A 26,279-nucleotide genomic window follows, 5' to 3' on the forward strand; every position below is an offset into this window, starting at 1 on the left:
GGGGCCTCTTGGTGTTCAGGCTGCGCGCCGGTTTTTGAGCCGACGCTCAAGCATGGCCAGGCTCAGGTCAACGATGACGGAGAGCAGGCAGACCGTCAACGCGCCGGTCCAGATCTTGGCCGGGTGGTCGCTCGCGATGCCGTTGAAGATCAGCGCGCCCAGCCCGCCCGCGTTCACGTAGGCGGCCACCACCGTCACGCTGATCACGGTCACGGCCGAGACGCGCAGGCCGGCCACGATCAGCGGCAGGGCCAGCGGCAGCTCTATGCGCCGCATGATCTGCGCCTTGTTCATGCCCATGCCGCGCGCCGCGTCGATGATGTCGGCCGGCACCTCGCGTATGCCGGTGGCCACGCTGCGGATCAGGATCATCAGCGAAAAGGCCACCATGGTGATGATGGCGTTGGCGCGGCCGAGGCCCACCACGGGAATCAGGAAGGCCAGGAAAGCCAGCGTCGGAATCGTGTACAGAAAACCTGAGACCGTCATCACCGTGCCGTAGAGCTTTTCACGCCGAGCGGCCACGATGCCGATCACCAGCGAAATGGCAAAAGCGATGGCCAGGGCCGTCAGCGAGATCGCGACGTGCTCCCATAGCGAGTGCAGCACGTCGGGCCAGTTGCGCAGAAACCAGTTCATGCGCCCGCTGCCTTGGCGCTTTCGGGGCCGAACACGCCTGCGGCGACGGCGCTCCGAATGCGGTCTATGTCCGGGCCCAGCGGGCGGTCTTCGTCCAGCATGGGAACCAGCTTGCGGACCTGCTCAAAGGTGCGCCGTGTGCCTTCGCCCATCTGGGCGGGCTTGAGTTCGCGCAGGTCCACCGCCTGGGCCGCGACCAGCAACTCGATGGCGATCAGGTAGTGCAGGCGCTCCACCAGCTCACCGAGTTTTTCCGCCACGCCCAGCGCCATGCAGGCATGGTCTTCCAGCGCTTCGGACACCGGCAGGTAATCAAGCGAGCCCGGGTTGGCGCGCAGCCGCACCTCGGCCCAGAGCGCGGTCAGGGTTTTTTGCACTGTCGCAAAGCCCGAATGGGAAGGGCCGTGGCGCGTGAGCTGCAGCGGCAGGCCGGTCAGCGCCGGTGACATGAAACGCTGGCTGCGCGAGACCGACATGCTGGCCGCCTGCGCCAGAGCGATCGCCGAGGCGTCCAACGCCAGTGCCAGCGCCGGCACGTGGAAGTTGCCGTTGGACAGCATCACACCCTGTTCGGTGAGCACCAGGGGGCTGTCAGCCGCGCTATTGAGTTCGATCTCCACCTGCGCGCAGGCCGCGTCCACCATGTCGCGCGCGGCACCATGCACCTGCGGTACCACGCGCATGGACACCGGGTCCTGCACGCGGCGCGCGGCATCCGGCTCCAGCAGCGCACTGCCCTTCAGCAGCTCGCGCAACTGGCGCGCCACCTCGACCTGGCCGGCGGCGGGGCGAGCCGCCACGGCTCCGGGGTGCAGCGGCGACAGGTTGGCCCTGAAACCTTCATACCCGAGCGTCACGGTAGCCAGCCAGGCGTCCAGCGCCACCTGGGCGTCATGCAGCACGAGCGCGGCGCGTGCCGTGGTCGCCGCGTTGGAGCTGATCAGCGCCAGGCCGTCCTTGGCGCCGAGGGTCACGGGCTGCAGGCCCGCGCGTTCCAGCGCGGCGGCGCCGTCCAGGATTTCACCGCGAACCTCGGCCTGGCCTTCGCCGAACAGCGGCAAGGCCAGGTGCGAAAGCTGGGGCAGGTCGGCCACGCCTATGGAGCCGAAGCGCGGCACCACAGGATGCACCTGGAAATTCAGCAAGTTGATGCAGGCGTCCAGCACCGCCGGCGAGATACCCGAGCCGCCGCGTGAGAGGCCAGCGATGCGCGCGAACTGCATCGCGCGCACGGAAGTCTTGTCATAGGCCGGTCCCACGGCCACGGCCCGGGCGCGCACGGCGCGGCGCTGGTAGTCCTCGAGGTCGCCTTCGGCCAGCACGGCACCGGTATTGGCGCCCAGCGCGGAATTGAGGCCGTAAATCGCCTGGCCCGAGCTAGCCAGGCGCATCACCAGTTCGCGCGCCGCGACGACACGTTCGCGCGCCTGGGGCGCCAGCGACACGGGCTCGCCGCTGCGCGCCACGCGCACCAGGTCGGCAATACCCAGCCATTGTTCCCCGACCGCTACTGTCATGGCGTGCAAGCTTTCACGGTGATGCGAGGAAATGGTGCGGGCGTGTGGGAGCCGGCAGGCTTACTTGACCAGTCCCTTGGATTTCAGGAAGTCGCGCGCCACGTCCTTGGGTTCGAGTTTCTCGCCGTCGACCTGGTAATTCATCTGGGCCATGGAGGATTCGTCGAGCAGGGCGCTCACGCGGTTCAACACTTCGCCTATCTTGGGGTTGGCGTCCAGCACTTCCTTGCGGATCACCGGCACGACGAAGTAGGGCGGCCACAGGCTCTTGTCGTCGCGCAGGCGCTTGAGTTTCATCGCGCTGATCATGCCGTCCGTGGAGTAGCCGTTGACGACCTGGATCTGGTCGTTCTTGAGTGCCTGGTAGCGCAGGCCGATGGCCATCTGAAGGTCTTCACCGAAGACCATGTCGTATTTGGCCTTCAGGCCCGGCAGGCCGTCCTTGCGGTCGCGGAACTCGGGGCCGGCGCCGACCTTCAGGTCCTTGGCGGCCTTGGCCAGGTCGGACAGGGTTTCAAGCTTGAGTTTTTGCGCGGTGTCGGCGCGCACCACCATCACATAGCCGTTGTTCAGGTTGGACTGGTTCAGTACCACGAAGCCCATCTTGGCATAGGCGTCCTTGACCTTGTCGTACACGGCTTTGGCGTCCGTCATGGGCTCCTGCTTGAGCACGGCCAGCAGCATGGTGCCGGTGTATTCAGGGTAGAAGTCGATCTGCTTTTCTTCCATCGCCTTCTGGGCGATCAGCGTGCCGCCCAGGTTGAGTTTTTTCTCGGTCTTGATGCCCGCGGCGTCCAGCGCCTGTGCATAGATTTCGGCCAGCACGAACTGCTCGGTAAAGTTCTTCGAGCCGACGCGCACGGCCTGCTGGGCGTGGGAGGCGAGCGGCGCGAAGGCGGCCATCGCGAACGCGGACAAGGCCAAAAGTTTGCTGATCTTCATGGAGGTCTCCGGATAGGTTGCGGCGAACTGAAACAAGGAATCTTCTGGCCTGTTGCATGCACATCCCGTGCCTGAAAAGCACGCCATTCTGGTGCCATTAGCACCTCAACTTGTATATACAACCTAATAATAGTAGCATATGGAAATAGTGCGTGCAAGACGGAAAATCACCCGGTGATAGCCGTTTCCCGCATAAGCCAGACAACAGCCGGAAGCCCTGCCACCGGCATTTTTTTGCCCCATTCCCGGTCTCAGCCCCGGCTCCATCCCCAGTGTCCTTTCTTCCTTCCGTCTCCCTTCTGAAAGCCAGCGTGCCTGGCGCCATGGTGTGTGTGGTCATCGCGCTGGCGGCGACCTTTCTGTCCGAGCATTACGGTGGGCCCCAGCTGCTGTATGCCTTGCTGATAGGCCTGGCCTTCCACTTTCTCAACAGCAACCCCAAGGTCAAGACGGGTGTGGATTTTTGCGGCCGCACCCTGCTGCGCGTCGGCGTGGCCCTGCTGGGCGCGCGCATCACGCTGACGCAGGTGGCCAAGCTGGGCGTGGAAACGGCGCTGGTCATCGTGGCGGCGGTGGCGCTGACCATCGCCTTCGGCCTGCTGCTGGCGAAATGGCTGAAGCGCCCGCGCGAGCAGGGCGTGCTCTCGGGCGGCGCCGTCGCCATCTGCGGCGCCTCCGCCGCGCTGGCGATTTCTTCAGTGCTGCCGCAGACCAAGGAGAACGAGCGCTTCACCCTGCTGGCCGTGGTCGGCGTCACGGTGCTCTCCACCCTGAGCATGATTCTGTACCCCTTTGCCTTGAAGCTCATAGGCCTGGCGCCCGCGCAGGGCGGCATCTTCCTGGGCGGCACCATCCACGACGTGGCGCAGGTGGTGGCGGCCGGCATGATGCTGGGCCCCGAGGTTGGCGACACGGCCACCGTGGTCAAGCTGTTTCGCGTGATGCTGCTGATGCCCATCGTGCTGCTGATCGCCATCAGCTACCGCAAGCACCCCGACGCCAAGGCGGTGGACGAAGAAGTGCCGCTGGTTCCCGGTTTCCTGCTGGCCTTCATCGTGCTGGTGCTGCTGGCCACCATAGGCGCTTTCACGCCGGCCATGACGCGGGCCGCCAGCGACACCTCGCGCTGGCTGCTGGTCACTGCCATCGCGGCGGCCGGCATCAAGACCAGTTTTGAAGACCTCATGAAGCTGGGCTGGCAGCCCGTGGCCATGCTGGTGGGCGAGACGATTTTTATCGCCGCGCTGGTACTGGGCGCGGTAATGGCGTTGCGGCTCGGGCTCTAAAAACTCGCCTCAGGCGTCCGGCGCCTGCAGGCCCGCCGCACGGTGCACTTCGACGCGGATTTCTTCGGTGAGCCGTGCCTTGAGTTCGGTGAACACCGGCGTGGTCTTGACCGAGTAGTGGCGCGGATGCGCCAGCGGCACGGCGACGTCGCACTTGATGCGGCCGGGCCGCGCGCTCATCACCACCACGCGGCTGCCCATGAAGATGGCTTCGTCGATATCGTGCGTCACAAACAGCACGGTTTTCTGTTCGGCCTCCCAGATGCCCTGCAGCAGCTCCTGCATCAGCTCGCGTGTCTGGTGGTCCAGCGCGCCAAAGGGCTCATCCATCAGCAGGATGCGCGGGTTGTTGGCCAGGGCCCGTGCCAGCGCGGTGCGCTGCTGCATGCCGCCCGAGAGCTGCTTGGGGAAATGGTTCTCAAAACCCTGTAGCCCCACCTTTTTGATGAACTGGTGGGCGATGTCCATCTGCGCATCCAGCGCCAGGCCTTTTTCACGCAGGCCGAAGCAGACGTTTTGCAAAATGCTGAGCCAGGGAAACAGCGTATAGCTCTGGAACACCATGCCACGGTCGGCGCCCGGGCCGGTGATGGGTTTGCCGTCCAGCACAATGCTGCCGCTGCTGGGCGTGTCCAGCCCGGCCACCATGCGCAGCAGGGTGGACTTGCCGCAGCCCGAGGGGCCCAGGATGGTGATGAAGTCGTTCTCGGCGACGCTCAGGTCCGTTGCTTGCAACGCCACGGTACCCGGGCCCTTGCTGGCCGCGAAGGTTTTCGACAGCTGGGTGACGGTCAGTATCGGTGTGGAAGAAGTCATCGGCCTAGCTGTGCCCACGGAAAGAGTTTGCGATTGAGCGCTTTAAATGCCAGGTCGGTCACCAGGCCGAAGACACCGATCACGATGATGCCGAAGATGATCTGGTCGGTCGCCAGCAGTGCCTGGCTATCGGTGATCATGTGGCCTATGCCGCTCGATGCGCCAATCAGCTCCGCGACGATCACATAAGTCCAGGCCCAGCCCAGCACCATGCGCAGGGTTTCGGCGATTTCGGGCGCGGCGCTGGGCAGCAGCACGCGCACCACGATGCCGCGGTCGGCCGCGCCCAGGGTGTAGGCCGCCTCCACCAGGTCGCGCCGCGTGTTGCCCACGCTCACGGCAATCATCAGCACCAGCTGGAAGAAGGAGCCGATAAAAATCACCGAGAGTTTTTGCGCCTCGCCAATGCCGGCCCAGAGGATCAGCAGCGGAATGAAAGCCGACGCCGGCAGGTAGCGTGCAAAACTCACAAAGGGTTCAAAAAAAGCCTCGACCGGTTTGTAGGCGCCCATCATCACGCCCAGCGGCACGGCCAGCAGTGCGGCAATCGCAAAACCGCCCAGCACGCGCCAGACCGTCATGCCTATGTCCTTGATGAAACCCTGGTTCACCAGCAGCTCGTAGCCCGACCTCACCATGGTGATGGGGTCGGCCAGGAATGTCTTGGAGACATAGCCGCCCAGCGTGAAGGCGGCCCACACGGCAAAGAACAAAACGAAAAAACTCACACCCAGCGCGATGCGCGCGCCGGGGGAGACGGGTTGCAGGGGCCGCATGCGTACGCGTGCTTATTTCAGGAATCGCGTGTCGGCCAGCTTGCCCATATCGGGCAACGACTTGATGATGCCCGCTTCCATCAGCAGTTCGGCGGCTTCCTTGCTGAAGGCGGCGTGTTCGCCGGCAAAGAACTTCTGGTTGGCGGCGCGGTCCTGCCAGCGCAGGTATTTGGAAGAGGCCTCAAAGGCTTCGCCGCTCTGCTTCACGTCGGCGCCCATGATCTCGAAGCTTTTCTTGGGCTCTTTCTGGATCATCTCGACGGCGTCGAAGTAGCTGTCGGCCAGGGCCTTGGCGGCCTTGGGGTTTTCGCTCAGGAACTTGGGCGTGCAGCCAAAGGTGTCCATCACCATGGGGTAGTCGAGTGTGGTGGCGAGTATCTTGCCGGCTTCGGGCTTGGCGCGCACCGCGCCCAGGTAGGGCTCGTAGGTCATCGCGGCATCAATGCCGTCGGTGCCGGCGATCATGGCGTTGGCCGCGGCCTGCGGCTCCAGGTTGACGACCTTCACATCCTTGGTGCTCATGCCGTTTTTCTTGAGCATCCAGGCCAGGGCGAAGTAAGGCGAGGTGCCGGGCGCGCTGGCGGCCACGGTCTTGCCCTTGAGGTCGCTGATCTTGGCGATGGCGGGTTTCACCACCATGCCATCGGCGCCGTAGCTTTTGTCGAGCTGGAAGATCTGCGTGGTGGCCACGCCGTTGGCGTTCCACACCACCCAGGTTTCCACCGTGGTCGCGGCGCACTGCACGTCGCCCGAGGCAATCGCGAGGTGCCGGTCTTTTTGCGGGATCTTCTTGATGGACACATCCAGCCCGTTCTTCTTGAAGATGCCGGCTTCCTTGGCCAGGGTCAGCGGGGCGAAACCCGTCCAGCCCGAAATGCCGATGGCGACCTTGGTTTCCTGTGCATGGGCGGCGCCCATGGCCAGGGTGGTTGCGGCGGCGATCAGTGAAAGGGCAAGCTGTTGCTTCATGAAAAGGCTCCTGTTAGATAGCGGTGTAGGTATCGCTAATGTATGCAGGCTTCATGCCAGCCGCAAGGCGGTTAACTCGGTGATTTGCGCCTCTCCGGCCAGGCCTATGCGCCCGCCCGCCACCAATTGGTGCACGCTTTCGATGTCGGGCGCCAGGCTGCGGTCATGCATCATGGCCGGCGAGACCTGGCGCACCAGCTGCAGCACGCCTTCGAGCACGGCGGAGCTTTTCAGCGGGCGCAAAAATTCAATGCCCTGCGCCGCGGCCAGCAGTTCAATCGCCACGATGTATTCGGTGTTGCGCAGCATGGGCTGCAGCCGGCGCGCCGCGAAGGTGGCCATGCTCACATGGTCTTCCTGGTTGGCCGAGGTGGGCAGGCTGTCCACGCTGGCCGGGTGGGCCAGCGACTTGTTTTCGGAGGCCAGCGCGGCGGCAGTGACGTGCACGATCATGAAGCCGGAATTGAGGCCGGGCTCGGGCGTGAGAAAGGCCGGCAGGCGCGAGGCCACGGTGTCCACCAGCATGGCGATGCGGCGCTCGGTGATGGCACCGATTTCGGCGATCGCCACGGCCAGCGCATCGCAGGCCAGCGCCACGGGCTCCGCATGGAAGTTGCCACCGGACAGAAGCGTCTCGTCCTCGGCAAACACCAGCGGGTTATCGGTCACCGCATTGGCTTCGCGCATCAGCACCTCGGTGGCGTAGCGCATCTGGTCCAGGCAGGCGCCCATGACCTGCGGCTGGCAGCGCAGGCAATACGGGTCCTGCACACGGTCGTCGCCTTCGAGGTGCGAGCGGCGTATCTCGCTGCCCACCATGATGGCGCGGTAAGCGGCGGCGCAGGCAATCTGGCCCGGCTGGCCGCGCACCGCGTGGATGCGCGGGTCAAAGGGGCCGTCGCTGCCGCGCGCGGCATCCAGCGTGACCGCGCCCGAGATCACGGCCGCTTCAAACAGCCGGTCGGTTGCCAGCAGCGCATCCAGCGCCAGCGCGGTCGAGACCTGCGTGCCGTTGATCAGCGCCAGGCCTTCCTTGGCCGAGAGCTTGACCGGCGTGATGGCGGCTTGCTTGAGCGCATCGGCGGCAGCAATCCGCTTGCCCTTGTAGAAGACTTCGCCTTCGCCAATCAGCGGCAGGCAGAGATGAGCCAGTGGCGCGAGGTCGCCGGACGCACCCACCGAACCCTGGCAGGGGATCACAGGTGTCAGGCCCTTGTTGTAAAGCGCCATCAGCATGTCGATGACGACCTCACGCACGCCCGAGAATCCACGCGCCAGGCTCGCGGCCTTGAGCAGCAGCACCAGGCGCACCACGCGCTCGGGCATGGGCTCACCCACACCCACGGCATGCGAGCGCAGCAGGTTGAGTTGCAGGGTCTCCAGATCGGCCTGCGCGATGCGCTGGTTGGCCAGCTTGCCGAAGCCGGTGTTCACGCCGTAGACGGCATCGCCACCATGCGCGGCTTTTTGCACCAGGGCCGCGCTGGCGCGTATGCCGGCCGTGGCGGAAGGGTCGATCGCGAGCGTCTGTGGCTGGGTGTGGATGTCGCGCAGCTGGGCCAGGGTCAGCCGGCCGGGTTGGATGGTGAGGGTCATGGTGTTGCCAAGGTAAAAAATGAGAGGGGGAGGCGCGCTTATTCGGGCTTGATGTTTTTCTGCCGTATCACCTCGGTCCAGCGCTGGGTGTCGGCCTGGATCGCGGCGGCCAGCTCGGCGGGCTTGCCGGGTGCGGCATCCATGCCCAGCGCGGCCAGTTTTTCCTTGAGCGCGGGCGTTGCGAAGAGCTTGCCGGTTTCCGCATTGAGTTTGTCGATGACGGCGCGCGGTGTGCCGGCCGGCACCATGAGCGCATACCAGGACACGGCCTCAAAGCGCGGCAGGCCCTGCTCGGCAATCGTCGGTGTCTCCGGCATCACGGGTGATCGCTTGAGGCTGGCGACGCCGAGCGCGCGCAGCTTGCCGCTCTTGATGTGCGGCAGCACCGAGGACATTTGCGCGAACATCATGGTGACCTGGCCGCCCAGCAAATCATTGAGCGCCGGGCCTATGCCTTTGTAGGGCACATGCAGCAGCTGTACGCCGCCGTTCAGCGCCAGCAGCTCCCCGGCCAGGTGGGCCTGGCTGCCGGCGCCCGGCGAGGCAAAGCTGATGCCGCCGGGTTTTTGCGCGGCCAGCGCGAGCAGCTCCTTGAGCGAGCGTGCCGGCACGGCGCTGTTGACCACCAGCACGTTGTCCACCGTGGCCAGCATGGTGACGGGCGCGAGGTCGGTGGCCTTGTAGGGCAGGTTGGGGTAGAGCGCCGGGTTGACCGCGATATTGCCCAAAGGGACTATGGCCAGGGTGTAGCCGTCGGGCGTGGCCTTGGCAGCTTGGTCTATGCCGATATTGCCGGCGGCGCCCACCTTGTTCTCGACCACGGCCGGCTGGCCCATGGCTTCCGAGAGGCCTTGCGCCAGCACGCGGCCCAGCGCGTCGACCGGGCCGCCGGGCGGAAACGGTGCGATGACATGCAGCGGCTTGGAGGGGTAAGTCTGTGCCGCGGCGCCAAAGGATGCAACGGCCATCAGCAAGGCCAGAAATGCGGATCGTGTGAACAGCGGCATCAGATCTCATCCAGCGCGGGCGCGGGCCCGCCGTCCATAGCCGCCAGCGGCGTGTAGTCGTCCGGGTCGGGAAACGCAAAACCCGCGAGCAGCAGGCGCTGCATCAGCGGCGCGAGCTCGGCCGCCGTGGCGCTGGCCAGCAAGGCGGCGCGCAAGGCTTGCAGTGTTTCAGCCGGCAAATCGGCGGTGGCCACCAGCGGCGGAATCGGCAAGGCCGCCGTGCTGGCAAGCGTGCGCACCTGCGCTGCGAAAGCCGGGTCATGCGCCTTGAGCAGGTCGTGGTAATAGCTGTCCAGCGGGCCGGCGTCTATGCGGCCTTCGGCCAGCGCCGCGATCACGCCGCGCGCATTGATGAGTTCGCCCACGGCTTGGCGGTACAGGCGCGAACCCTTGGCCTGGCGGTAAGGAGCGAGGTGGTGGCGCAGCGCCACGCCGCCCGACATGGAATCGGCCAGGGTGTAGCCGATCACGCCGCCGAAAGTGTCTTCGAGCTGGCGGTAGGACGCATCGGCGCGCACCACGATGTCCGTGAAGTACACCGGCCTGCCGCCGTAGCGCGCCGGCGAAGGAATCGGCGCGGCCACCAGCGTGGGCCGCTCGCCGCGCTGCGCAAAGGGCAGGCCGCACATCATGGCCAGGCCCAGGTCGCCGCGCGCCCACAGCACCGAGAGCGGTGCCGGCGCGTCGTAGTCGATCAGGTCCCAGGGCAGGCCGGCGTGCGCCAGCACCCAGGCCAGCAAGGCCTTCCAGTCGGCCTTGACCGCCGGCGTGGCCGAGTACATGCGGGCATTGGCGACCAGAGCCTGCGTGGATTTCACGGCGTGCACCATGCCGGCTCCTTTAGCGGAAGCGCAGCTTTTGCCCCAGGCCCATGCGCTTGGCTTTTTCCAGCATGAAGGCGCCCAGTGCGATGTCCGACAGCGAGAGGCCCCGGTGCCAGAACAGATTGGTCTCGTCATCGCTTTCGCGCCCGGGCTTAAGACCCGCGACGATCTGGCCGAGTTCGGCATGCAGCGTGGCCTCCGACAGCTTGCCGGCGTCCACATGGGCGCGCAGCGCGCCCAGCGGCCCGGCCTTGGCCTGGCCCCAGTCGTCCATCACCATCTTGTCCATGATGTCGGTTAGCGAAAGCTCGACCGCGCTCATGGTGCCGTAGGGAATCACACAAGCGCCTTTTTTGATCCACTCGGTCTTGAGCATGGGCGTCGGTTTTTCCAGGCGCGAGGCCTCGACCACGATGTCGGCGCCGCGCACGCAGGACTCCCAGTCCTCGGTCACGGTGATTTTTTTGCCCAGGTCTTTTTCGAGTCTGGCGGCGAAGGCATTGCGGCTTTCCGGCCGGCGCGAATGCACGCGGATCTCGTCGAAGTTGTAAATCGAGTCGAGCAGGCGCACGTTCCAGTAGGAGGTGCCGCGCGCGCCTATGTGGCCCAGGATTTTGGAGTTCTTGCGCGCCAGGTGTTTGGCGCCCAGCGCGGTGATGGCGCCGGTGCGCATGTCGGTGATGTCCGAGGCATCGATGATGGCGATCGGCGAGCCGTTCTTGGGGTCGAACAGGTTGAGCACGGCCAGCTCCGAGGGCAGGCCGATTTCATAGTTCTTGTAAAAATCGCCTACCACCTTCACGCCGGCCAGGCCCAGCGGGCGTATATAGCCGCGCAGCACATTGAAATGGCCGGGGTAGTCTTTCTCCGGCACCAGGTGCATGCGCGGCTCTATGGTCGTCTGCTTGTTGCCTTGCGCATGCAGGGCCTGCTCGACGGCGGCGATGATCTCGGCATCGGTCAGGGCCAGGGCCTGGACGTCGGGATGGTTCAGATAGGTGAGATGGATCTCGGCGGTGCTGTCGGACATATCGGTTCAGCTTCCCATCATGGGCAGGTTCAGCCCGTTGTCTTTGGCGCTTTGCTTGGCGATGTCGTAGCCCGCATCGGCATGACGCATCACGCCGGTCGCCGGGTCGTTGAACAGCACACGGCTCAGCTTTTCAGAGGCCTCGGCCGTTCCGTCGCAGACGATGACCACGCCCGAATGCTGCGAATAGCCCATGCCGACGCCGCCGCCATGGTGCAGGCTGACCCAGGTCGCGCCGCTGGCGGTGTTGAGCAGGGCATTGAGCAGCGGCCAGTCGCTCACCGCATCGCTGCCGTCCTTCATGGCTTCGGTCTCGCGGTTCGGCGAGGCGACGGAGCCGCTGTCCAGGTGGTCGCGGCCTATCACGATGGGGCCCTTGAGCTCGCCGCTTTTGACCATCTCGTTAAAAGCCAGGCCCGCGAGGTGGCGCTCGCCCAGGCCTATCCAGCAGATGCGCGCCGGCAGGCCCTGGAAAGCGATGCGCTCTTCGGCCATGTCCAGCCAGCGGTGCAGGTGTTTGTTGGCCGGGAAGAGCTCTTTCATCTTCGCGTCGGTCTTCTTGATGTCTTCCGGGTCGCCCGAAAGCGCCACCCAGCGGAAGGGGCCGACGCCGCGGCAGAACAGCGGGCGGATATAGGCCGGCACAAAACCGGGGTAGTCAAAAGCCTGGGCCACGCCGAAGTCTTTGGCGACCTGGCGCAGGTTGTTGCCGTAGTCCACCGTGGGAATGCCCATCTCATGGAAAGCCAGCATGGCCTTGACGTGCACCGCGCAGGACTCGCCGGCCGCCTGCGTCAGCGCCGCATGCTGGGCCGGGTCTTTTTGCGCGGCCTTCCATTGCGCGACCGTCCAGCCGGCCGGCAGGTAGCCGTTGATGATGTCGTGGGCCGAGGTCTGGTCGGTCACGATGTCGGGGCGTATGCCGCCGGCCTTGGCGCGTTTGGCGAGTTCGGGAACGATCTCGGCCGCATTGCCGCACAGCGCGATGGAGACCGCCTCCTTGCGCGCGGTGTGGTGCTTGATCATCTCCAGCGCTTCGTCAAGATCCTTGGCCTGCTTGTCGACGTAGCGGGTGCGCAGGCGGAAGTCGATGCTGGACTGCTGGCATTCGATGTTGAGCGAGCAGGCGCCGGCAAAGGTGGCGGCCAGCGGCTGCGCGCCGCCCATGCCGCCCAGGCCGGCGGTCAGCACCCAGCGGCCCGCGAGGTCGCCGTTGTAATGCTGGCGGCCCGCTTCCACAAAGGTTTCGTACGTGCCCTGCACGATGCCCTGGGTGCCTATGTAGATCCAGCTGCCGGCCGTCATCTGGCCGTACATCATGAGGCCGGCGCGGTCCAGCTCGTTGAAGTGTTCCCAGGTCGCCCACTTGGGCACCAGGTTGGAATTGGCGATCAGCACGCGCGGCGCGCCCGGGTGGGTGCGGAACACGCCCACCGGCTTGCCCGACTGCACCAGCAGGGTTTCATCGGCCTTGAGCTTGCGCAGGGAGTCGAGGATGGCGTCAAAGGCCGGCCAGCTGCGCGCGGCCTTGCCGATGCCGCCGTAGACCACGAGTTCGTCGGGGTTTTCGGCGACTTCCGGGTCCAGGTTGTTCTGGATCATGCGGTAGGCCGCCTCGATCTGCCAGTTGGCGCAGCTCAGCGTGCTGCCGCGGGGCGCCCGCACGGGGCGGGCCTTGCTGTCGAGAAACGGGGTTTGGGAAAGGTCGGACATGGGGCTGCTCCGGAAATAAAAACAAAAAAATTCGGGCGTGTTCAAAACATGGCGGGATAAGCGACTGGTATAAATCGTAGTTGTCTATACAACTTGTGTCAACTGGCGTAAGCTACAGTTTGTGCGCGCAAGGCCTGCCCGGCGGCTTTTTGCGTGACAATGTTTTTTTCTTACACCCGCGAACATTGCGCTGAACCATGGCCACCACACCCCTGCCCGCTTACGGCCAAGTCAAGGCATTCATCAAAAAGCGCATCAGCGCCGGCACCTGGAAGCCCGGCGACCCGGTGCCCAGCGAAGCCGTGCTGATGGAGCAGTTCGGCGTGAGCCGCATGACGGTGAACCGCGCGCTGCGCGAGCTCATGGGCGAGGGCCTGGTCACGCGCATCCAGGGATCCGGCACTTTTGTCGCCGAGCTGCACCGTATTTCCTCCACGCTTACCATTCGTGACATCCACGAGGAAGTGGCCGAGCGCGGCCATGTGCACACCTCGCGCGTGCTGCTGGCCGAATCCGAAAAAGCCAGCGCCGACCTGGCGCGCACCCTGGGCCTCAGGCCGGGCGGGCGGGTGTTCCACACCATCCTGATCCACCTTGAAAACGGCGTGCCTATCCAGTACGAGGACCGCTACGTCAACCCGGCCGCGGCGCCTCGCTACCTGGAGACCGATTTCAGCGAAACCTCGCCCACGCACCACCTGCTGGCCGAGGCCCCGCTGACCGAGGCCAGCTATTCGATAGAAGCCTGCCTGCCCTCCGCGCTGGAAGCCAAACACCTCGAAATCAAGCAGGGCGAGGCCTGCCTGGCCATGATGCGGCGCACCGTGAGCGGCGCCAACATCGCCAGCGTGGCGCGCCTGGTCTACCCGGGCTCGCGCTACAGCTTTGCCGGGAAGTTTCAAGCATGAGCTGGAATATTGTGCAGTTGGCCGACATCCCCGCCACGCCCTGGCGCAATGGCGGCGGCGTCACGCGCGAACTCGCCATGTGGCCCGACGCCAGCGACTGGGCCTGGCGCATGTCGGTGGCCGACGTGGACGCAAGCGGCCCCTTTTCCAGGTTCGAGGGCATAGAGCGCTGGTTCGCGGTACTCGAAGGCGCGGGTGTGCAACTGGACGTGGCGGGTGTGCCGCACCGTGTGACCACCGCCGATGCGCCTTTGTTCTTTGACGGCGGCGCGGCGACGGGCTGTGAGTTGATAGACGGCAAGACGCGCGACTTCAACCTCATGGTGCGCAGGGGCCCAAAGCCCTCGCGCATGCGGCGTGTTGAAGGGCGGTTTGCCGAAACCCTGCATGCCGGCACCACCATCGCCGTTTATGCCCACAGCTCGGCCGCCACCGTGCTGTTTGATGAGGAAACGCTGCAGCTGGCCCCCGCCAGCCTGGCCTGGCGCACGGTGGCGGCCAGCGCTGCCGTGCGTGTTGCAGGGCCAGCCCTCTGGATGGAGATTCCCACATGAGCCTGCAACTCTGGACACATTGCAATGCCGCCACGCTGCAGGCCGGCGCCGACCAGCCCTATGGCTTGATCGAGGACGCCGCGCTGGTGGTGGAAGGCGAGTCCATCGCCTGGATAGGCCCGCGCGCGGATGTGCCGGCCGATTTGCTGGCGCGCTGCACGGTGCGGCATGACGCGGGCGGGGCGCTGATGACGCCCGGCCTGATCGATTGCCACACCCACCTGGTCTATGGCGGCGACCGTGCCTATGAATTCGAATTGCGCCTGAACGGGGTCAGTTACGAAGAAATCGCCCGTGCCGGCGGCGGCATCGCCTCCACTGTCAAGGCCACGCGCGCCGCCAGCGCGCAGCAGTTGCAGGCACAAAGCGCGCCCAGGCTCAACCAGCTTATCGCCGAAGGCGTGACCACGCTGGAGATCAAGTCCGGCTACGGCCTGGCGCTGGAGCATGAGCGCAAGACGCTCTCGGTCGCGCGCGCGCTGGGGCAGGCCCATGCGGTGGACATACGCACCACCTTTCTGGGCGCGCATGCCGTGCCCGCCGAATTCGCCGGCCGCACCGACGCCTACGTCGATGCCGTGCTCGAGATGTTGCCGCTGCTGCAGGCCGAGGGCCTGGTCGATGCGGTCGATGCCTTTTGCGAACGTATCGCCTTCAGCCCCGCGCAGACCGAACGTGTCTTCGCCGCGGCCAAGGCCCTGAACATCCCGGTCAAACTGCATGCCGAACAGCTCAGCGACAGCGGCGGCGCGCAACTCGCGGCGCGTTATGGCGCGCTCAGCTGCGACCACCTTGAGTGGCTCTCGCCCGAAGGCGCGCAAGCCATGGCGGCGGCCGGCACGGTGGCGGTGCTGCTGCCCGGCGCGTTCTACTTTTTGCGCGAAACCAGATTGCCGCCCGTGGCCCTGCTGCGCGAGCAGCGCGTGCCCATGGCGATTTCCACCGACTGCAACCCGGGCAGCTCGCCCTGCACCTCCTTGCTGCTGATGCTCAACATGGCTTGCACACTGTTTCGCCTCACGCCCGAAGAGGCGCTGGCCGGCGTCACGCGCCATGCGGCGGCGGCCCTGGGCCTGCACGACCGCGGCCAGCTGGCGGCCGGCAAACGGGCCGACTTTGTGCTGTGGGGCGTGCAGCGGCCGGCCGAACTCAGTTATGCCCTGGGCGCCAACCCGCGCCTGCAGACCGTCTTCAAAGGCCGGTTGCTATGAGTGTTGCCATACGCCGGTGCACCGCGCCGGCATGTGGACCGTCACGCGCCGGCGCCTGAGCGGGTGGCCATGGCGCGGCGCCCGCCTGCCGGACGCCAAAAAAGAAACAGGCATTCCCAGCCAATGAGAAATAGTGCTTTGCGCGTACAGGCAAGAACCGGATACTGACGCGATGTCGCCCGATGCTCCCGCTGTTTCCGCCCCTTCCGCCGTGGACCGCGCGCTGGTGGTGCTGGCCACACTGGCGCAGCAGGGCCGCCCCATGACGGCGGTGGAGCTGCTGGGCAGGACGGGCTTGAGCCAGAGCACGCTGTACCGCCAGCTCAATTCGCTCAAGCGCTGGGGCTTTGTGCTTGAAACGGACGGCCGTTATGCGCCCGGCCCCCTGAGCCTGCAACTGGCCCTGGGTTATGACATGGCCTCCCATCTGGCCCAACAGGCGCGCCAGGAAATGCTGGCGCTGGCGCAGCAGTCACAGGAAAGCGTCGGCCTGGTTGTCGCGGTCAACGGCCAGGCCGTGTGTATCGACATGGTCGAGAGCCGGCAGGCCTTGCGCTGCTCCTTTGAAAAAGGCCGCAGTGTGCCTCTGGAAAAAGGCGCTTCGGCGAAATGCCTGATGGCCCACATGCCGGCCGCGGCACTGAGCGCCGCGCTCGGCCCCGATCGCCAAAGCCCTGAATTGCTGGCTGAACTGGCCGAAATCCGCAAGGCCGGTTTTGCCGTCAGTGACAGCGAGGTGGATGCCGGTGTCTGGGGCGTGAGCGCGCCGCTGTTCGCCCTGGGGCAGCAAGCCGTAGGCGCCCTGACCCTGATGGCGCCCAGCGTGCGCATTGAAGGCAAACACCCGCCCCTGATCCAGATGGCGGTGGTGACCGCCGCCCGCATTTCCCGAAGCTTGAGCAGCTGACAGCCCGGCAGCCGAGTCCCTGAACCGTCGAATTGACTTAACCCCCTGGAGAAAACCCCATGAACTTTCGCCGCCAATTCCTTGCTTCCTGCTTTGCCGTCCTCGGACTGGCTACCCTGGGCGCGCACGCGCAGGACGTGCTTCGCGTCGGGACCGATGCCACCTTCCCGCCCATGGAGTTCGTCGAAGGCGGCAAACGCACCGGCTTTGACATCGAACTGGTGGAGGCCGTTGCCAAGACCTTGAACAAACGTGTCGAATGGGTCGATATCGATTTCAAGGGCCTGATTCCCGGGCTGGTCTCCAAGCGCTTTGACATGGCGGTGTCGGCCATCTACATCACCGACGAGCGCAAAAAGGTCGTGGACTTCACCGACTCCTACTATGCGGGCGGCCTGGTGGCCATGGTGAAAGAGGGCAATACCGCCATCAAGACGCTGGCCGACCTGAACGGCAAGAAGGTGACCGTGCAGGTCGGAACCAAGTCCGTGAGCTACCTGGCCTCCAACTACCCGCAGGTGCAACTGGTGGAAGTCGAGAAAAACCAGGAGATGTTCAACCTGGTCGACATAGGCCGCGCCGACGCGGCCGTGACCGGCAAGCCGGCCGCCTTCCAGTATGTGCGCACCCGCGGCGGCCAGCGCGTGCTGGAGCAGCAGCTCACCACCGAAGAGTACGGCATGGCGCTGCGCAAGGACACGCCCGAGCTGACCAAGGCCGTCAACGGCGCACTGGCCAAGCTCAAGGCCGACGGCACCTATGCGCAGATCGTGAAGAAGTGGTTCAGCAACACCACCGCCGCTAAATAAGACCGGGAGCGCATCGGATGGAACTCGATTTCTCCCCGGCTTTCGCGGGATGGCGCAGCCTTCTTTCGGGCGCGCTGGTGACCGTGGAAATCACCGCGGTGGCCCTGGTGCTCGGCTGCATCATGGGTTTGCTGGTGGGGATAGGGCGCCTCAACCCGGCCCGGCGCGTGGTCTACGCGCTGTGCACCGGCTACGTGGCGGCCATACGCGGCACGCCGCTGCTGGTGCAGCTCTTCATCCTGTTTTTCGGCTTGCCGCAGTTCGGCATCATGCTGCCGGCCTTTGTCTGCGGCGTGATCGGCCTGGGCATTTATTCCGGCGCCTATGTGTCGGAGATCGTGCGCGGCGCTATCCAGTCCATCGACAAGGGCCAGATGGAGGCCGCGCGCTCCATCGGCATGTCTTACGGCACGGCCATGCGCAACATCATCTTGCCGCAGGCCCTGGTGCGCATGATCCCGCCACTGGGCAACGAGTTCATCGCGCTGATCAAGAACTCCGCGCTGGTGTCGCTGCTGACCATCCATGAGCTGATGCATGAGGGACAGAAAATCATCAGCGTTTCCTACCGTTCACTGGAGGTCTATCTTGTGATTGCCGTCATGTATTTTGTATTGACCGGCCTGACGACGCTCGCGCTGCGCCGCATCGAGCAGCGGCTGCGCGCCGGAGGCATGGTGCAATGAACATGCCGCAACCCGTCAACGGCACACCGGCCGCCGGTAAACCCATCGTCAACATCCGGGGACTGCGCAAGTCCTTCGGCGAGCACGTGGTGCTGCACGGCATTGATTTTGACGTCCAGCCTTCGCAGGTGGTGGTGGTCATAGGCCCCAGCGGCTCCGGCAAGAGCACGTTTTTACGCTGCTGCAACGGGCTGGAGAAACCCGACAGCGGCCGGGTTGAAATCTGCGGCAGCCTGCTGGCCGACGCCGGCCGCATGCTGGACGACCAGGCGCTGAACCATTTGCGCGAAGACGTCGGCATGGTGTTCCAGTCCTTCAACCTGTTTCCGCACCTGTCGGTCATCGACAACATCACCGTCGGCCCGCGCAAGGTGCGCGGCTTGTCCAGGCAGCAAACCGAAGCCGAAGCCCTGGCCCTGCTCGACAAGGTGGGCCTGCGGCAAAAGGCCCATGCCATGCCGGCCAGCCTGTCGGGCGGGCAGAAGCAGCGGGTGGCGATTGCCCGCGCGCTGGCCATGCAGCCCCAGCTGATGCTGTTTGACGAGCCCACCTCCGCGCTGGATCCCGAGCTGGTCGGCGAAGTACTGCAGGTCATGAAGCTGCTGGCGAGCGAAGGCATGACCATGATGGTCGTGACCCATGAAATGGATTTCGCGCGCGAGGTCGCCGACGTCGTGGTGGTGATGGACGGCGGCGCCTTGATTGAAGCCGGGCCGCCCGATATCATTTTTACCAGGCCCACGCAGGCCCGCACGCGTGACTTCCTGCAGGCCGTGTTGTCCCGCAACTGACCGGGCCGCCATCTTCCGGGCTTTCGCGCCCCATTTTTTTCAGGGAATATCATGAGTGACTTCAGCGACGACAGCGAAGTGTTCAGCCTCCAGCGCGGCACGCTGCCGCTGCTGGTCAGCATGCCGCACGTAGGCACGGAGATCCCGGCCGAGCTGAAGGCCGGCTACACGCAAGAGGCGCTGGGCGTCGAAGACACCGACTGGCACCTGCACCGGCTCTATAAGTGCCTGCCCATTGCGGGCGCCAGCGTTTTGCGGCCCCGTTACTCGCGCTACGTGATAGACCTGAACCGTCCGCCCGACGATGCACCCATGTACCCGGGCGCGTCCAACACCGAGCTGTGCCCCACGCGCTTTTTCAGCGGCGCGCCGCTTTACAAGCCCGGCCATGAGCCCGGGCCCGAAGAGCGCGCGCGGCGGCGCGAAACTTATTGGCAGCCTTATCATGCGGCGCTGGCCGCCGAACTCGCGCGCCTGAAGGCGCAGCACGGCTTTGCCCTGCTGTGGGACGCGCACAGCATACGTTCGCACATTCCCTGGCTGTTCGAAGGCAAGCTTCCCGACCTCAACATCGGCACGGCCGGCGGGGCCAGCGCGCACGAGGCCATCACCGACGCGGTGGTGCAGGCCTGCGATGCCGCGCCTCACATCAGCCTCGCCGTCAACGGCCGCTTCAAGGGCGGCTACATCACGCGCCACTACGGCCGGCCTGCCGAGGACGTGCATGCCGTGCAGCTGGAGATGTGCCAGAGCCTGTACATGCAGGAAGTGCCGCCCTATGCTTATGACGAAGCCCTGGCGTGGCAGGTGCAGCCCTTGTTGAAGATGATGGTGACCGGCGCGCTGCACGCCGCCCTCCACCTGTACACCTGAACCGCCATGCGCAGCGATACCAAAACATTTTTCGCGCCCCAGGCCTGGGTGCAGGGGGCGTGGGCCAAGGACGTCCTGCTCACGGTAGCCGCCAATGGCAGCTGGCACAGCGTGCAGCCCGGCGCCACGGCGCAGCAACGGGAAGGCGCCACACGTTTGGGCGGCCCGGTGCTGCCCGGCCTGGTCAATGCGCACAGCCATGCCTTCCAGCGCGCCATGGCGGGCCTGACCGAGCGCCGCAGTGCGGGCGCCCATGCCTCCGACGATTTCTGGAGCTGGCGCGACCGCATGTACAGCGCGGCCAACCGCATCACGCCGGACCAGCTCGAGGCAATTGCCGGCCAGCTCTATGCCGAGCTGCTGGCCGGCGGCTACACCGAGGTTTGCGACTTTCACTACCTGCACAACGATGTGAGTGGCGCGGCCTATGCCGACCCGGCCGAGATGTCGCTGGCCCTGGTGCGCGCGGCGCAGCGCACCGGCATAGGCCTGACCCTGCTGCCCACGCTCTACATGCGCTCGGGCTTCAAGGCCGCGGGCCTGCGCGAAGACCAGCGCCGTTTCTCGTCGACACCCGAGAGTGTGATGCGCGTCGTCGAGCAGGTGCGGCGCCAAACACAAGGCGATGCGCGCATCCATGTCGGCGTGGCTGTGCATTCGCTGCGCGCCGCCGAGCCGGCCGCCTTGAAGGAGCTCACAGCCGCGGCCAAGCAAGCCGGCCTGCCGGTGCACATCCACATCGCCGAGCAGACCCAGGAGGTCGAGGACTGCATCGCGCACACCGGCCAGCGCCCGATTGAATGGCTGCTGAACAATGCCGAAGTCGACGCCCGCTGGAACCTGGTGCATGCCACCCATGCGACGCCGGCCGAACTGCAGGGCGTGCAGGGCAAGGGTGCGGCCATCGTGATCTGTCCCGCGACCGAGGCCAACCTGGGCGACGGCGTGTTCGACCTGCCGGCCTATGCCGCCGCGGGCGGCAAGTGGTCCATAGGCTCCGACAGCCACGTCACGCGCAGCTGGCCCGAAGAGCTGCGCCTGCTCGAATATTCCCAGCGCCTCACGCTGCGCCAGCGCAATATCGCCGCGCGCGTTCTGGGCAGCGAAAGCAGTGCCGCCGGCTTGTTTGAAGCCGCGCTTGCAGGGGGCTTGCCGGCCACAGGCCAGATGCAAGCCGGCCTGGCACCCGGCCATCGCGCCGACTTCGTCACGCTGGACCTGGAATCCCCCGCGCTGCTGGGTGTGCCGGCCGGCCACCTGCTGGACGCGCTGGTGTTCTCCAGTCCGGGCGCGGCGTTTGGCGAGGTGTTTGTGGCCGGCCAGCGCGTCGCCGCGCCTTCGCCGGAGCGTGCGCAGTCCTTCGTGCGTGCCATGCGGGAGCTGTGGACGGACTGAGCTGATTTATTGGCCGTATCAATTGGCCGTATAAAACGCGAATTCGACAAAGCTACGGCCAATCCCCGCAGGGGTGTCCCGGCAGGCGATACCATCGCCTGATCTCCCCAACAAGGTGCTGCCATGGACCACAAATGGCTGGAAGACTTCATTGCCCTGGCACGCGAGCGCAGCTTTTCGCGTGCGGCCGAGCTGCGCCATGTGACCCAGCCGCAGTTCTCGCGCCGCGTGCGCGCGCTGGAACTCTGGGCCGGTGCCGACCTGGTCAACCGTGCCGTCGTGCCGCTGGCGCTCACGGCCGCCGGGGAGGAGCTGTTGCCCGTGGCGCGCCGCGTCGTGATGGGTCTCAATGATGTGCGTGCCCGCATACAGCACGCGCAGGGCGGCCTGGACTGGGTCACGCTGGCCACCGGCCGCACCTTGTCGCGCACCGCCGTGCCCGGCTGGCTGGCGCGCGTCAAGCGCGGCGCCGGCGAGTTCCGCCTGCGCATACTCACGGGCTCCATCCACGAAGGCGCGACCGCGCTGGAGCAGGGCGCGGCCGACTTCCTGCTGTCCTTCACGCACCCGCGCCTGCCCATGCTGCTGGACGGCCAGGCCTTCGAGGGACAGACCCTGGGCACCGACGAACTCGTGGCCGTGAGCGCGCCGCGCCCCGACGGCCGGGCGCTGCATGCCTTGCCCGGCAGCGCGCGCGAGCCGGCGCGCGTGCTCGGTTACGCGCCCACGCTGGCGCTGAGCCAGATCCTGCAGGACGGGCTGAGCCGCGATGCGCGCGAACTCTTTCTGCACACGGTGACCGAGTCCGACTTCGCCGAATCCCTGCATGAGCAGGCCCTGCAGGGCGTGGGCCTGGCCTGGCTGCCGCGCGGCCTGGTGGGCGATGATTTGCGCGGCGGCCGGCTGGTGGCCGCCGACCCGCAGGGCATTGCCGTGCGCTTCGAGATACGGCTTTACCGCAACCGCAGCCCGCGCAATGAGCTGGTGCAAAAAATCTGGACGGCCTCCAGCGCCTGAACAGACATACGCATGCGCCCATGCGTGATGCGCATGCGCTTGCCGGGCGCCGGTTCCTAGACTGCCTCCACCCACAAGGAGACAGCCATGCCCACACATTCCCCCGTCCTTCCATTTCCCCTGGCCCGCGCTTTGCGCGGGGCCGCGTCGGCTTTGCTGGCGCTGCTCGCCTTTTCGGCGCTTTCCACTGCGCAAGCCCAGGCCTGGCCCGCGGCCAAACCGATCTCGCTGGTGGTGGGCTACCCCGCCGGCGGCAGCGTGGACCTGGTCGCGCGCATCATCGCCGAGCCGCTGTCCAAGCGCCTGGGCACGCCCGTCGTCATCGAGAACATGGGCGGCGCCGGCGGCACCATAGGCGCGCAGAAAGTCGTGAGCGCCAATCCCGACGGCTACACGCTGCTGCTGGGCTCGGGCAGCGAGGTGTCCATCGCCAGGCTTTACAACGCCGCCATCAAGTACAACGGCGAAACCGACCTGGCGCCGGTGGGGCTGATAGGCGTCACGCCCATGGTGTTTGTGACCAACACCCAGACCGGCGTCAAGACCATGGAAGAAGCCATCGCCAAGTCCAAACGCGAACGCAACCAGCTGAGTTTTGCGTCCTCGGGCATAGGCACGCCGCTGCACGTGTCGGGCGAGCTCATCAACCTGATGGCCGGCACCACGTTTCGCCACGTGCCCTACCGCGGCGCGGGCCAGCAGCTGCAGGACCTGCTGGGCGGCAACATCGAGTTCAGCGTCTCGGTGCTGTCCTCGGCGCTGCCGCACATCGAGTCCGGCAAGATGGTTCCGCTGGGCGTCACCACGCCCACACGCTCGCGCGCCGCGCCGCAAATTCCCGCGCTGGCCGAGAACCCCAGGCTCAAGGGCTATGACATGAACGTCTGGTTCGGCCTCTTCGGCCCGGCCAAGCTGCCCGCGCCCATGGTCGTGCGGCTCAACCGCGAACTCAACGAGATCCTGCGTGACGAAGCCGTCTGGCAAAAACTGCAGAAGGCCGGCATTTCCAACGAAGGCGGCACGCCGCAGGCGCTCACGGCCTTTGTGCGCGCCGAAACCCAGCGCGTGCGCGCCGTGGTCAACAAGGCCGTCAGCACCGGGGCGGCGAGCTGATGCACCATCCGGTCAATACCCTGGCGCCCAACCTGGCGCGCTGGTCGGCCTCGAACACCGGTGTCGACCATGTGCATGAGCGCAGCGGCGCGGCATCCGGCCCCGAGATCCTGGTGACGGCCCTGGTGCACGGCAATGAATACTCGGGCGCCATCGCGCTGGCCGAACTGCTGGCCGCCGGCTGGCGGCCGGCGCGCGGCCGGGTCACGCTGGCGTTTTGCAATGTCGCCGCGTTTGAACGCTTCGATGCCGCGCGGCCCGATGACTCGCGTTTTGCCGATGAAGATTTCAACCGTGTCTGGGCAGCCGAAACGCTGGACGGCCCGCGCCGCAGCGCCGAGCTGGACCGCGCGCGCCAGCTGCGGCCTTTTGTGGACCGCGCCACGCATTTGCTGGACCTGCACTCCATGCACGAGCCCTGCGTGCCCTTGCTGGTCACCGGCACGCTGGCGCGCAACATCGCCTTTGCCCAGGCCCTGCGCACCGCGTCGCAGGTGGTGGTCGACAGCGGCCATGCCGATGGCGTGCGCATGCGCGACTATGGTGAGTTTTCGGACGCGCACGGCGAGCGCATCGCGCTGCTGCTCGAAGCCGGCCAGCACTGGGACCCGCGCGCCGTCAGCGCCGCGCGCGACACCTTGATGCGTTTCCTGGTGCAAGCCGGCGCGCTGGCACGCAGCGAGGCGCCCATGGGCTGGTTATTGCCTGACCGGGAACCGCCCGCGCCCGTGGTGGTGACGGACCGCGTGGTCGCCGCATCCATGGATTTCCGTTTCAGCGACAGCTACAGCGGCGGCGAAGTGATTGCCAGGGCCGGCACGGTGATCGCGACCGATGCGGGCCGCGAGGTGACCACGCCTTATGACGATTGTGTGCTGGTCATGCCTTCGCTGCGGCAATTGCGCCCTGGTGTCACCACGGTGCGGCTGGGCCGGCGGGCCTGAGCCGACAGCGCTCGGCTACAGCAGCGGAAGCCGTATCCACAAACGCGCCCCGGCAGGCGCCAGCGCTTCATAACCCGCCTGGCCGCCGTGGCGCTCCGCCACGTTGTGCACAAAGTACAGGCCCAGGCCGGTGCCGTGAGCGGGGCGCTGCGTGGCTTTCTGCGTGCTGAAGCGTTCAAACAAATGGGGCAGCATTTCCGCGCTGACGCCCGGCCCCTGGTCGGCCACCGACAGCTCGGCCTGCCCGCCTTTGAGGGTCAGCGCCAAGGTGACGGTGGCGCCCGCCGGCGAGAAGCGCAGGGCGTTGTGCAGCAGGTTGTCCAGTGCGCGCTCCAGCAAGTGGAAGTCGCCGCGTATCCACACCGGCTCGTCGGGGATGTGGCGCAGCAGGCGCACCGATCGGGTCTGGGCCGATTCATAGACCGCGTCGACGGCCTGGTGCGCGACGCTGCCGAGGTCGATCTCGCGCAGGTCTTTTTGCTCCAGGCTTTGCACGCGGGCCAGCGACAAAAACGATTGCGCGAGTTTGTGCGCGCGGCGAAGCTGCTGGAATAGCCGGTGCTGGTTCGTCTCGTCCAGCGTTCCGCCGCCCAGCTGCTGCACGGCCGCGGCCAGGGGCACGCGGATGTCGTGCGACAGGAAGGCCAAAGTCTCCTCGCGTTCCTTGTGCAGGTCGTGAAAGCGCTGCTGCGCCTGTTTCACATAGTCGATGCGCTGCTCGAACCTGAGCCGGTAAAACGGGCTGTCCGCGGGCGCGCCCGTCAGCTGATGGAGTTGCCAGTCCAGGTAGCGCCTGGCGACTTCAAGGCGGCGCCAGCTCCACAAAGGGTAGGCTGCGATCGCGGCGACCAGGGCGCCCGAGGGCGCGAACCAGATGCCGGACACCAGGGGCAGGGCCAGGGCCAGCCCGGCCAGCACGGCCAGCCAGGCCGCGTTGGCCAGCAGGCCCGGCAGCGGCATGAAGCGCGTCCCCCACAGCAGCGGCACCAGCGCCAGCAGGGCGCTCAGCGCCAGCGTCCAGGCCCTGCCCAGCGGCACGATAAAACGCTCATCGCGCAGGTTCAGCAACACATTGGCCAGCACTTCCACGCCCGGCATGGCGGCGCCATGCGTGGTGACCGGCGTGGACAGGATGTCGCCCATGCCGGCCGCCGTGGCGCCCACAAACACAATCTTGCCGCGCAGCGCCTGGGCCGGCGCGCCGGGCCGCATGAGCTCGGCCGCCGAGACGCTGGGGATGGTGCCGGGCGGCCCGGCGAAACGCAGCAGCCGGGGCTCGCGCCGCAGCAGCGTGGGCGCCTCGTCGGTGACAAGCCGCGCCGTATCGCCGGGCTGCGGCGGGGCCGCGCCGTCCGGGGGTTGCCAGCCGCTGATCTGCAGCGCGGTCTGCGCCAGCAAGGGCCAGTCGGCGCTGCCCACGCCTTCCCAGAGGTCAACGCCGCGCGCCACGCCGTCCTCGTCCAGGCGCACACTCACGCGTCCCAAGCCGGCCGCCGAGCGCGCCAGCAGCGGGATGGGCGGCGACTCCAGCAACTGGCCGCCCTGGCGGGCGCTTTCCATCACCACGGGCAGCGACACATTGCCGCAGGCGCGCAAGGCCTTGGCCAGGGCCTGGTTGCCGGCCGGGTCGTCGCCGATCTCGTTGAAGGCAATGTCCACCGCCACGGCTTTGGGCGAGGCCCGGCAGATCTGCTGCAGCAAATCGGCGTGGACGCGGCGCGGCCAGGGCCAGCGGCCCAGCTCCTGCAAGCTGGCCTGGTCTATGGCCGCGATCACCACGCCGGTCGGCGCGGGCTGCGTGCCCAGGCGCTGCGACAGGTCGAACAGAAAATAGTCCAGGCGCGCGAGCCAGCCGCTGGCGCTCACGCCCACGGCCAGCGCGGCCAGCAGCAAGCCCATGCCCAGGAATTCACGCAGGCTGTGCGCGCTGCGGGGCGGGCGCTGGTCTTGCATGGC

The 26,279-nt window shown here is 66.4% G+C and carries 25 protein-coding genes; 13 read left to right on the forward strand and 12 right to left on the reverse strand.

Annotation, left to right across the window (positions count from 1 at the left end; genetic code table 11):
* Positions 1-15: 15 nt before the first annotated feature.
* From AC1D09_RS02810 to AC1D09_RS02820, 3 genes are read right to left on the reverse strand one after another with little or no spacing between them, the layout of a single operon-like run.
* A complete protein-coding gene (locus tag AC1D09_RS02810) occupies positions 16-639 on the reverse strand; it encodes an ABC transporter permease (protein WP_477661373.1) in 624 nt (207 codons plus the stop codon).
* On the reverse strand, positions 636-2,156 hold the full coding sequence (locus AC1D09_RS02815) for an HAL/PAL/TAL family ammonia-lyase (RefSeq protein ID WP_477661372.1): 1,521 nt from the start codon (positions 2,154-2,156) through the stop codon (positions 636-638). The genes AC1D09_RS02810 and AC1D09_RS02815 overlap by 4 nt, the downstream gene beginning before the upstream one ends.
* Before the next feature lie 60 nt (positions 2,157-2,216).
* On the reverse strand, positions 2,217-3,098 hold the full coding sequence (locus AC1D09_RS02820; protein WP_413325455.1) for a glycine betaine ABC transporter substrate-binding protein: 882 nt from the start codon (positions 3,096-3,098) through the stop codon (positions 2,217-2,219).
* 323 nt (positions 3,099-3,421) lie between these two features.
* On the opposite strand from AC1D09_RS02820, the gene AC1D09_RS02825 reads away from it, so the two are divergent.
* Positions 3,422-4,384, forward strand: a complete 963-nt coding sequence (locus tag AC1D09_RS02825; protein ID WP_413325675.1) for a YeiH family protein — start codon at positions 3,422-3,424, stop codon at positions 4,382-4,384.
* 9 nt (positions 4,385-4,393) lie between these two features.
* Here the strand turns inward: AC1D09_RS02825 and AC1D09_RS02830 are convergent, their stop codons facing one another.
* The 8 genes from AC1D09_RS02830 to hutU are packed head-to-tail and all read right to left on the reverse strand — an operon-like array spanning position 4,394 to position 13,115.
* Positions 4,394-5,200 carry an ABC transporter ATP-binding protein gene (locus AC1D09_RS02830; RefSeq protein WP_477661371.1) on the reverse strand — a complete coding sequence of 269 codons (807 nt, stop codon included), beginning with the start codon at positions 5,198-5,200 and terminating at the stop codon, positions 4,394-4,396.
* Positions 5,197-5,976: an ABC transporter permease gene (locus AC1D09_RS02835; RefSeq protein ID WP_477661370.1), complete on the reverse strand. Its 780-nt coding sequence runs from the start codon at positions 5,974-5,976 to the stop codon at positions 5,197-5,199. Before AC1D09_RS02835 ends, AC1D09_RS02830 begins: the two co-directional genes overlap by 4 nt.
* 12 nt (positions 5,977-5,988) lie before the next feature.
* Entirely contained in the window at positions 5,989-6,945 is a 957-nt protein-coding gene (locus AC1D09_RS02840) for an ABC transporter substrate-binding protein (RefSeq protein WP_477661369.1), read from the reverse strand.
* A gap of 51 nt (positions 6,946-6,996) precedes the next feature.
* A complete protein-coding gene (hutH, locus tag AC1D09_RS02845) occupies positions 6,997-8,541 on the reverse strand; it encodes a histidine ammonia-lyase (RefSeq protein WP_477661368.1) in 1,545 nt (514 codons plus the stop codon).
* Positions 8,542-8,579: 38 nt separating this feature from the next.
* Positions 8,580-9,548, reverse strand: a complete 969-nt coding sequence (locus AC1D09_RS02850) for a Bug family tripartite tricarboxylate transporter substrate binding protein (protein WP_477661367.1) — start codon at positions 9,546-9,548, stop codon at positions 8,580-8,582.
* Positions 9,548-10,378: a phosphate/phosphite/phosphonate ABC transporter substrate-binding protein gene (locus AC1D09_RS02855; protein ID WP_477661366.1), complete on the reverse strand. Its 831-nt coding sequence runs from the start codon at positions 10,376-10,378 to the stop codon at positions 9,548-9,550. Before AC1D09_RS02855 ends, AC1D09_RS02850 begins: the two co-directional genes overlap by 1 nt.
* A 10-nt stretch (positions 10,379-10,388) precedes the next feature.
* A complete protein-coding gene (locus AC1D09_RS02860; protein WP_477661365.1) occupies positions 10,389-11,402 on the reverse strand; it encodes an ornithine cyclodeaminase family protein in 1,014 nt (337 codons plus the stop codon).
* 6 nt (positions 11,403-11,408) lie between these two features.
* Positions 11,409-13,115, reverse strand: coding sequence for a urocanate hydratase (hutU, locus tag AC1D09_RS02865; protein WP_477661364.1), 1,707 nt, complete (start codon positions 13,113-13,115; stop codon positions 11,409-11,411).
* Between the two features lie 197 nt (positions 13,116-13,312).
* Between hutU and hutC the strand changes: the two genes are divergently transcribed.
* From hutC to AC1D09_RS02925, 12 genes are all read left to right on the forward strand, one after another.
* Positions 13,313-14,023 (forward strand): histidine utilization repressor, encoded by a 711-nt coding sequence (gene hutC, locus AC1D09_RS02870; RefSeq protein ID WP_477661363.1) that lies wholly within the window; start codon positions 13,313-13,315, stop codon positions 14,021-14,023.
* On the forward strand, positions 14,020-14,577 hold the full coding sequence (locus AC1D09_RS02875; protein WP_477661362.1) for a HutD/Ves family protein: 558 nt from the start codon (positions 14,020-14,022) through the stop codon (positions 14,575-14,577). Before hutC ends, AC1D09_RS02875 begins: the two co-directional genes overlap by 4 nt.
* Complete coding sequence (hutI, locus tag AC1D09_RS02880; RefSeq protein ID WP_477661361.1) at positions 14,574-15,788, forward strand: imidazolonepropionase; 1,215 nt, start codon at positions 14,574-14,576, stop codon at positions 15,786-15,788. The genes AC1D09_RS02875 and hutI overlap by 4 nt, the downstream gene beginning before the upstream one ends.
* Before the next feature lie 172 nt (positions 15,789-15,960).
* Positions 15,961-16,695, forward strand: a complete 735-nt coding sequence (locus AC1D09_RS02885; protein WP_477661360.1) for an IclR family transcriptional regulator — start codon at positions 15,961-15,963, stop codon at positions 16,693-16,695.
* 59 nt (positions 16,696-16,754) lie between these two features.
* On the forward strand, positions 16,755-17,504 hold the full coding sequence (locus AC1D09_RS02890) for a transporter substrate-binding domain-containing protein (RefSeq protein ID WP_477661359.1): 750 nt from the start codon (positions 16,755-16,757) through the stop codon (positions 17,502-17,504).
* 17 nt (positions 17,505-17,521) lie between these two features.
* Positions 17,522-18,190, forward strand: a complete 669-nt coding sequence (locus AC1D09_RS02895; protein WP_074576377.1) for an amino acid ABC transporter permease — start codon at positions 17,522-17,524, stop codon at positions 18,188-18,190.
* Positions 18,187-18,981, forward strand: a complete 795-nt coding sequence (locus tag AC1D09_RS02900) for an amino acid ABC transporter ATP-binding protein (RefSeq protein WP_477661358.1) — start codon at positions 18,187-18,189, stop codon at positions 18,979-18,981. The genes AC1D09_RS02895 and AC1D09_RS02900 overlap by 4 nt, the downstream gene beginning before the upstream one ends.
* 51 nt (positions 18,982-19,032) lie before the next feature.
* The gene (hutG, locus tag AC1D09_RS02905) at positions 19,033-19,854 is read left to right on the forward strand and encodes an N-formylglutamate deformylase (protein WP_477661357.1); all 822 of its coding nucleotides are present in this window, start codon (positions 19,033-19,035) and stop codon (positions 19,852-19,854) included.
* Between the two features lie 6 nt (positions 19,855-19,860).
* Positions 19,861-21,249, forward strand: a complete 1,389-nt coding sequence (locus AC1D09_RS02910) for a formimidoylglutamate deiminase (protein ID WP_477661356.1) — start codon at positions 19,861-19,863, stop codon at positions 21,247-21,249.
* 123 nt (positions 21,250-21,372) lie between these two features.
* Complete coding sequence (locus AC1D09_RS02915) at positions 21,373-22,266, forward strand: LysR family transcriptional regulator (protein ID WP_477661355.1); 894 nt, start codon at positions 21,373-21,375, stop codon at positions 22,264-22,266.
* A gap of 87 nt (positions 22,267-22,353) precedes the next feature.
* The gene (locus tag AC1D09_RS02920) at positions 22,354-23,379 is read left to right on the forward strand and encodes a Bug family tripartite tricarboxylate transporter substrate binding protein (RefSeq protein WP_477661354.1); all 1,026 of its coding nucleotides are present in this window, start codon (positions 22,354-22,356) and stop codon (positions 23,377-23,379) included.
* Positions 23,379-24,323: a M14 family metallopeptidase gene (locus AC1D09_RS02925; RefSeq protein ID WP_477661353.1), complete on the forward strand. Its 945-nt coding sequence runs from the start codon at positions 23,379-23,381 to the stop codon at positions 24,321-24,323. The genes AC1D09_RS02920 and AC1D09_RS02925 overlap by 1 nt, the downstream gene beginning before the upstream one ends.
* A 15-nt stretch (positions 24,324-24,338) precedes the next feature.
* Here AC1D09_RS02925 and AC1D09_RS02930 read toward each other — a convergent pair whose 3' ends face one another.
* Positions 24,339-26,276, reverse strand: a complete 1,938-nt coding sequence (locus tag AC1D09_RS02930) for a CHASE2 domain-containing protein (RefSeq protein WP_477700920.1) — start codon at positions 26,274-26,276, stop codon at positions 24,339-24,341.
* Positions 26,277-26,279: the final 3 nt, after the last annotated feature.

It is taken from the genome of Polaromonas sp. P1_A2 (assembly GCF_056406895.1).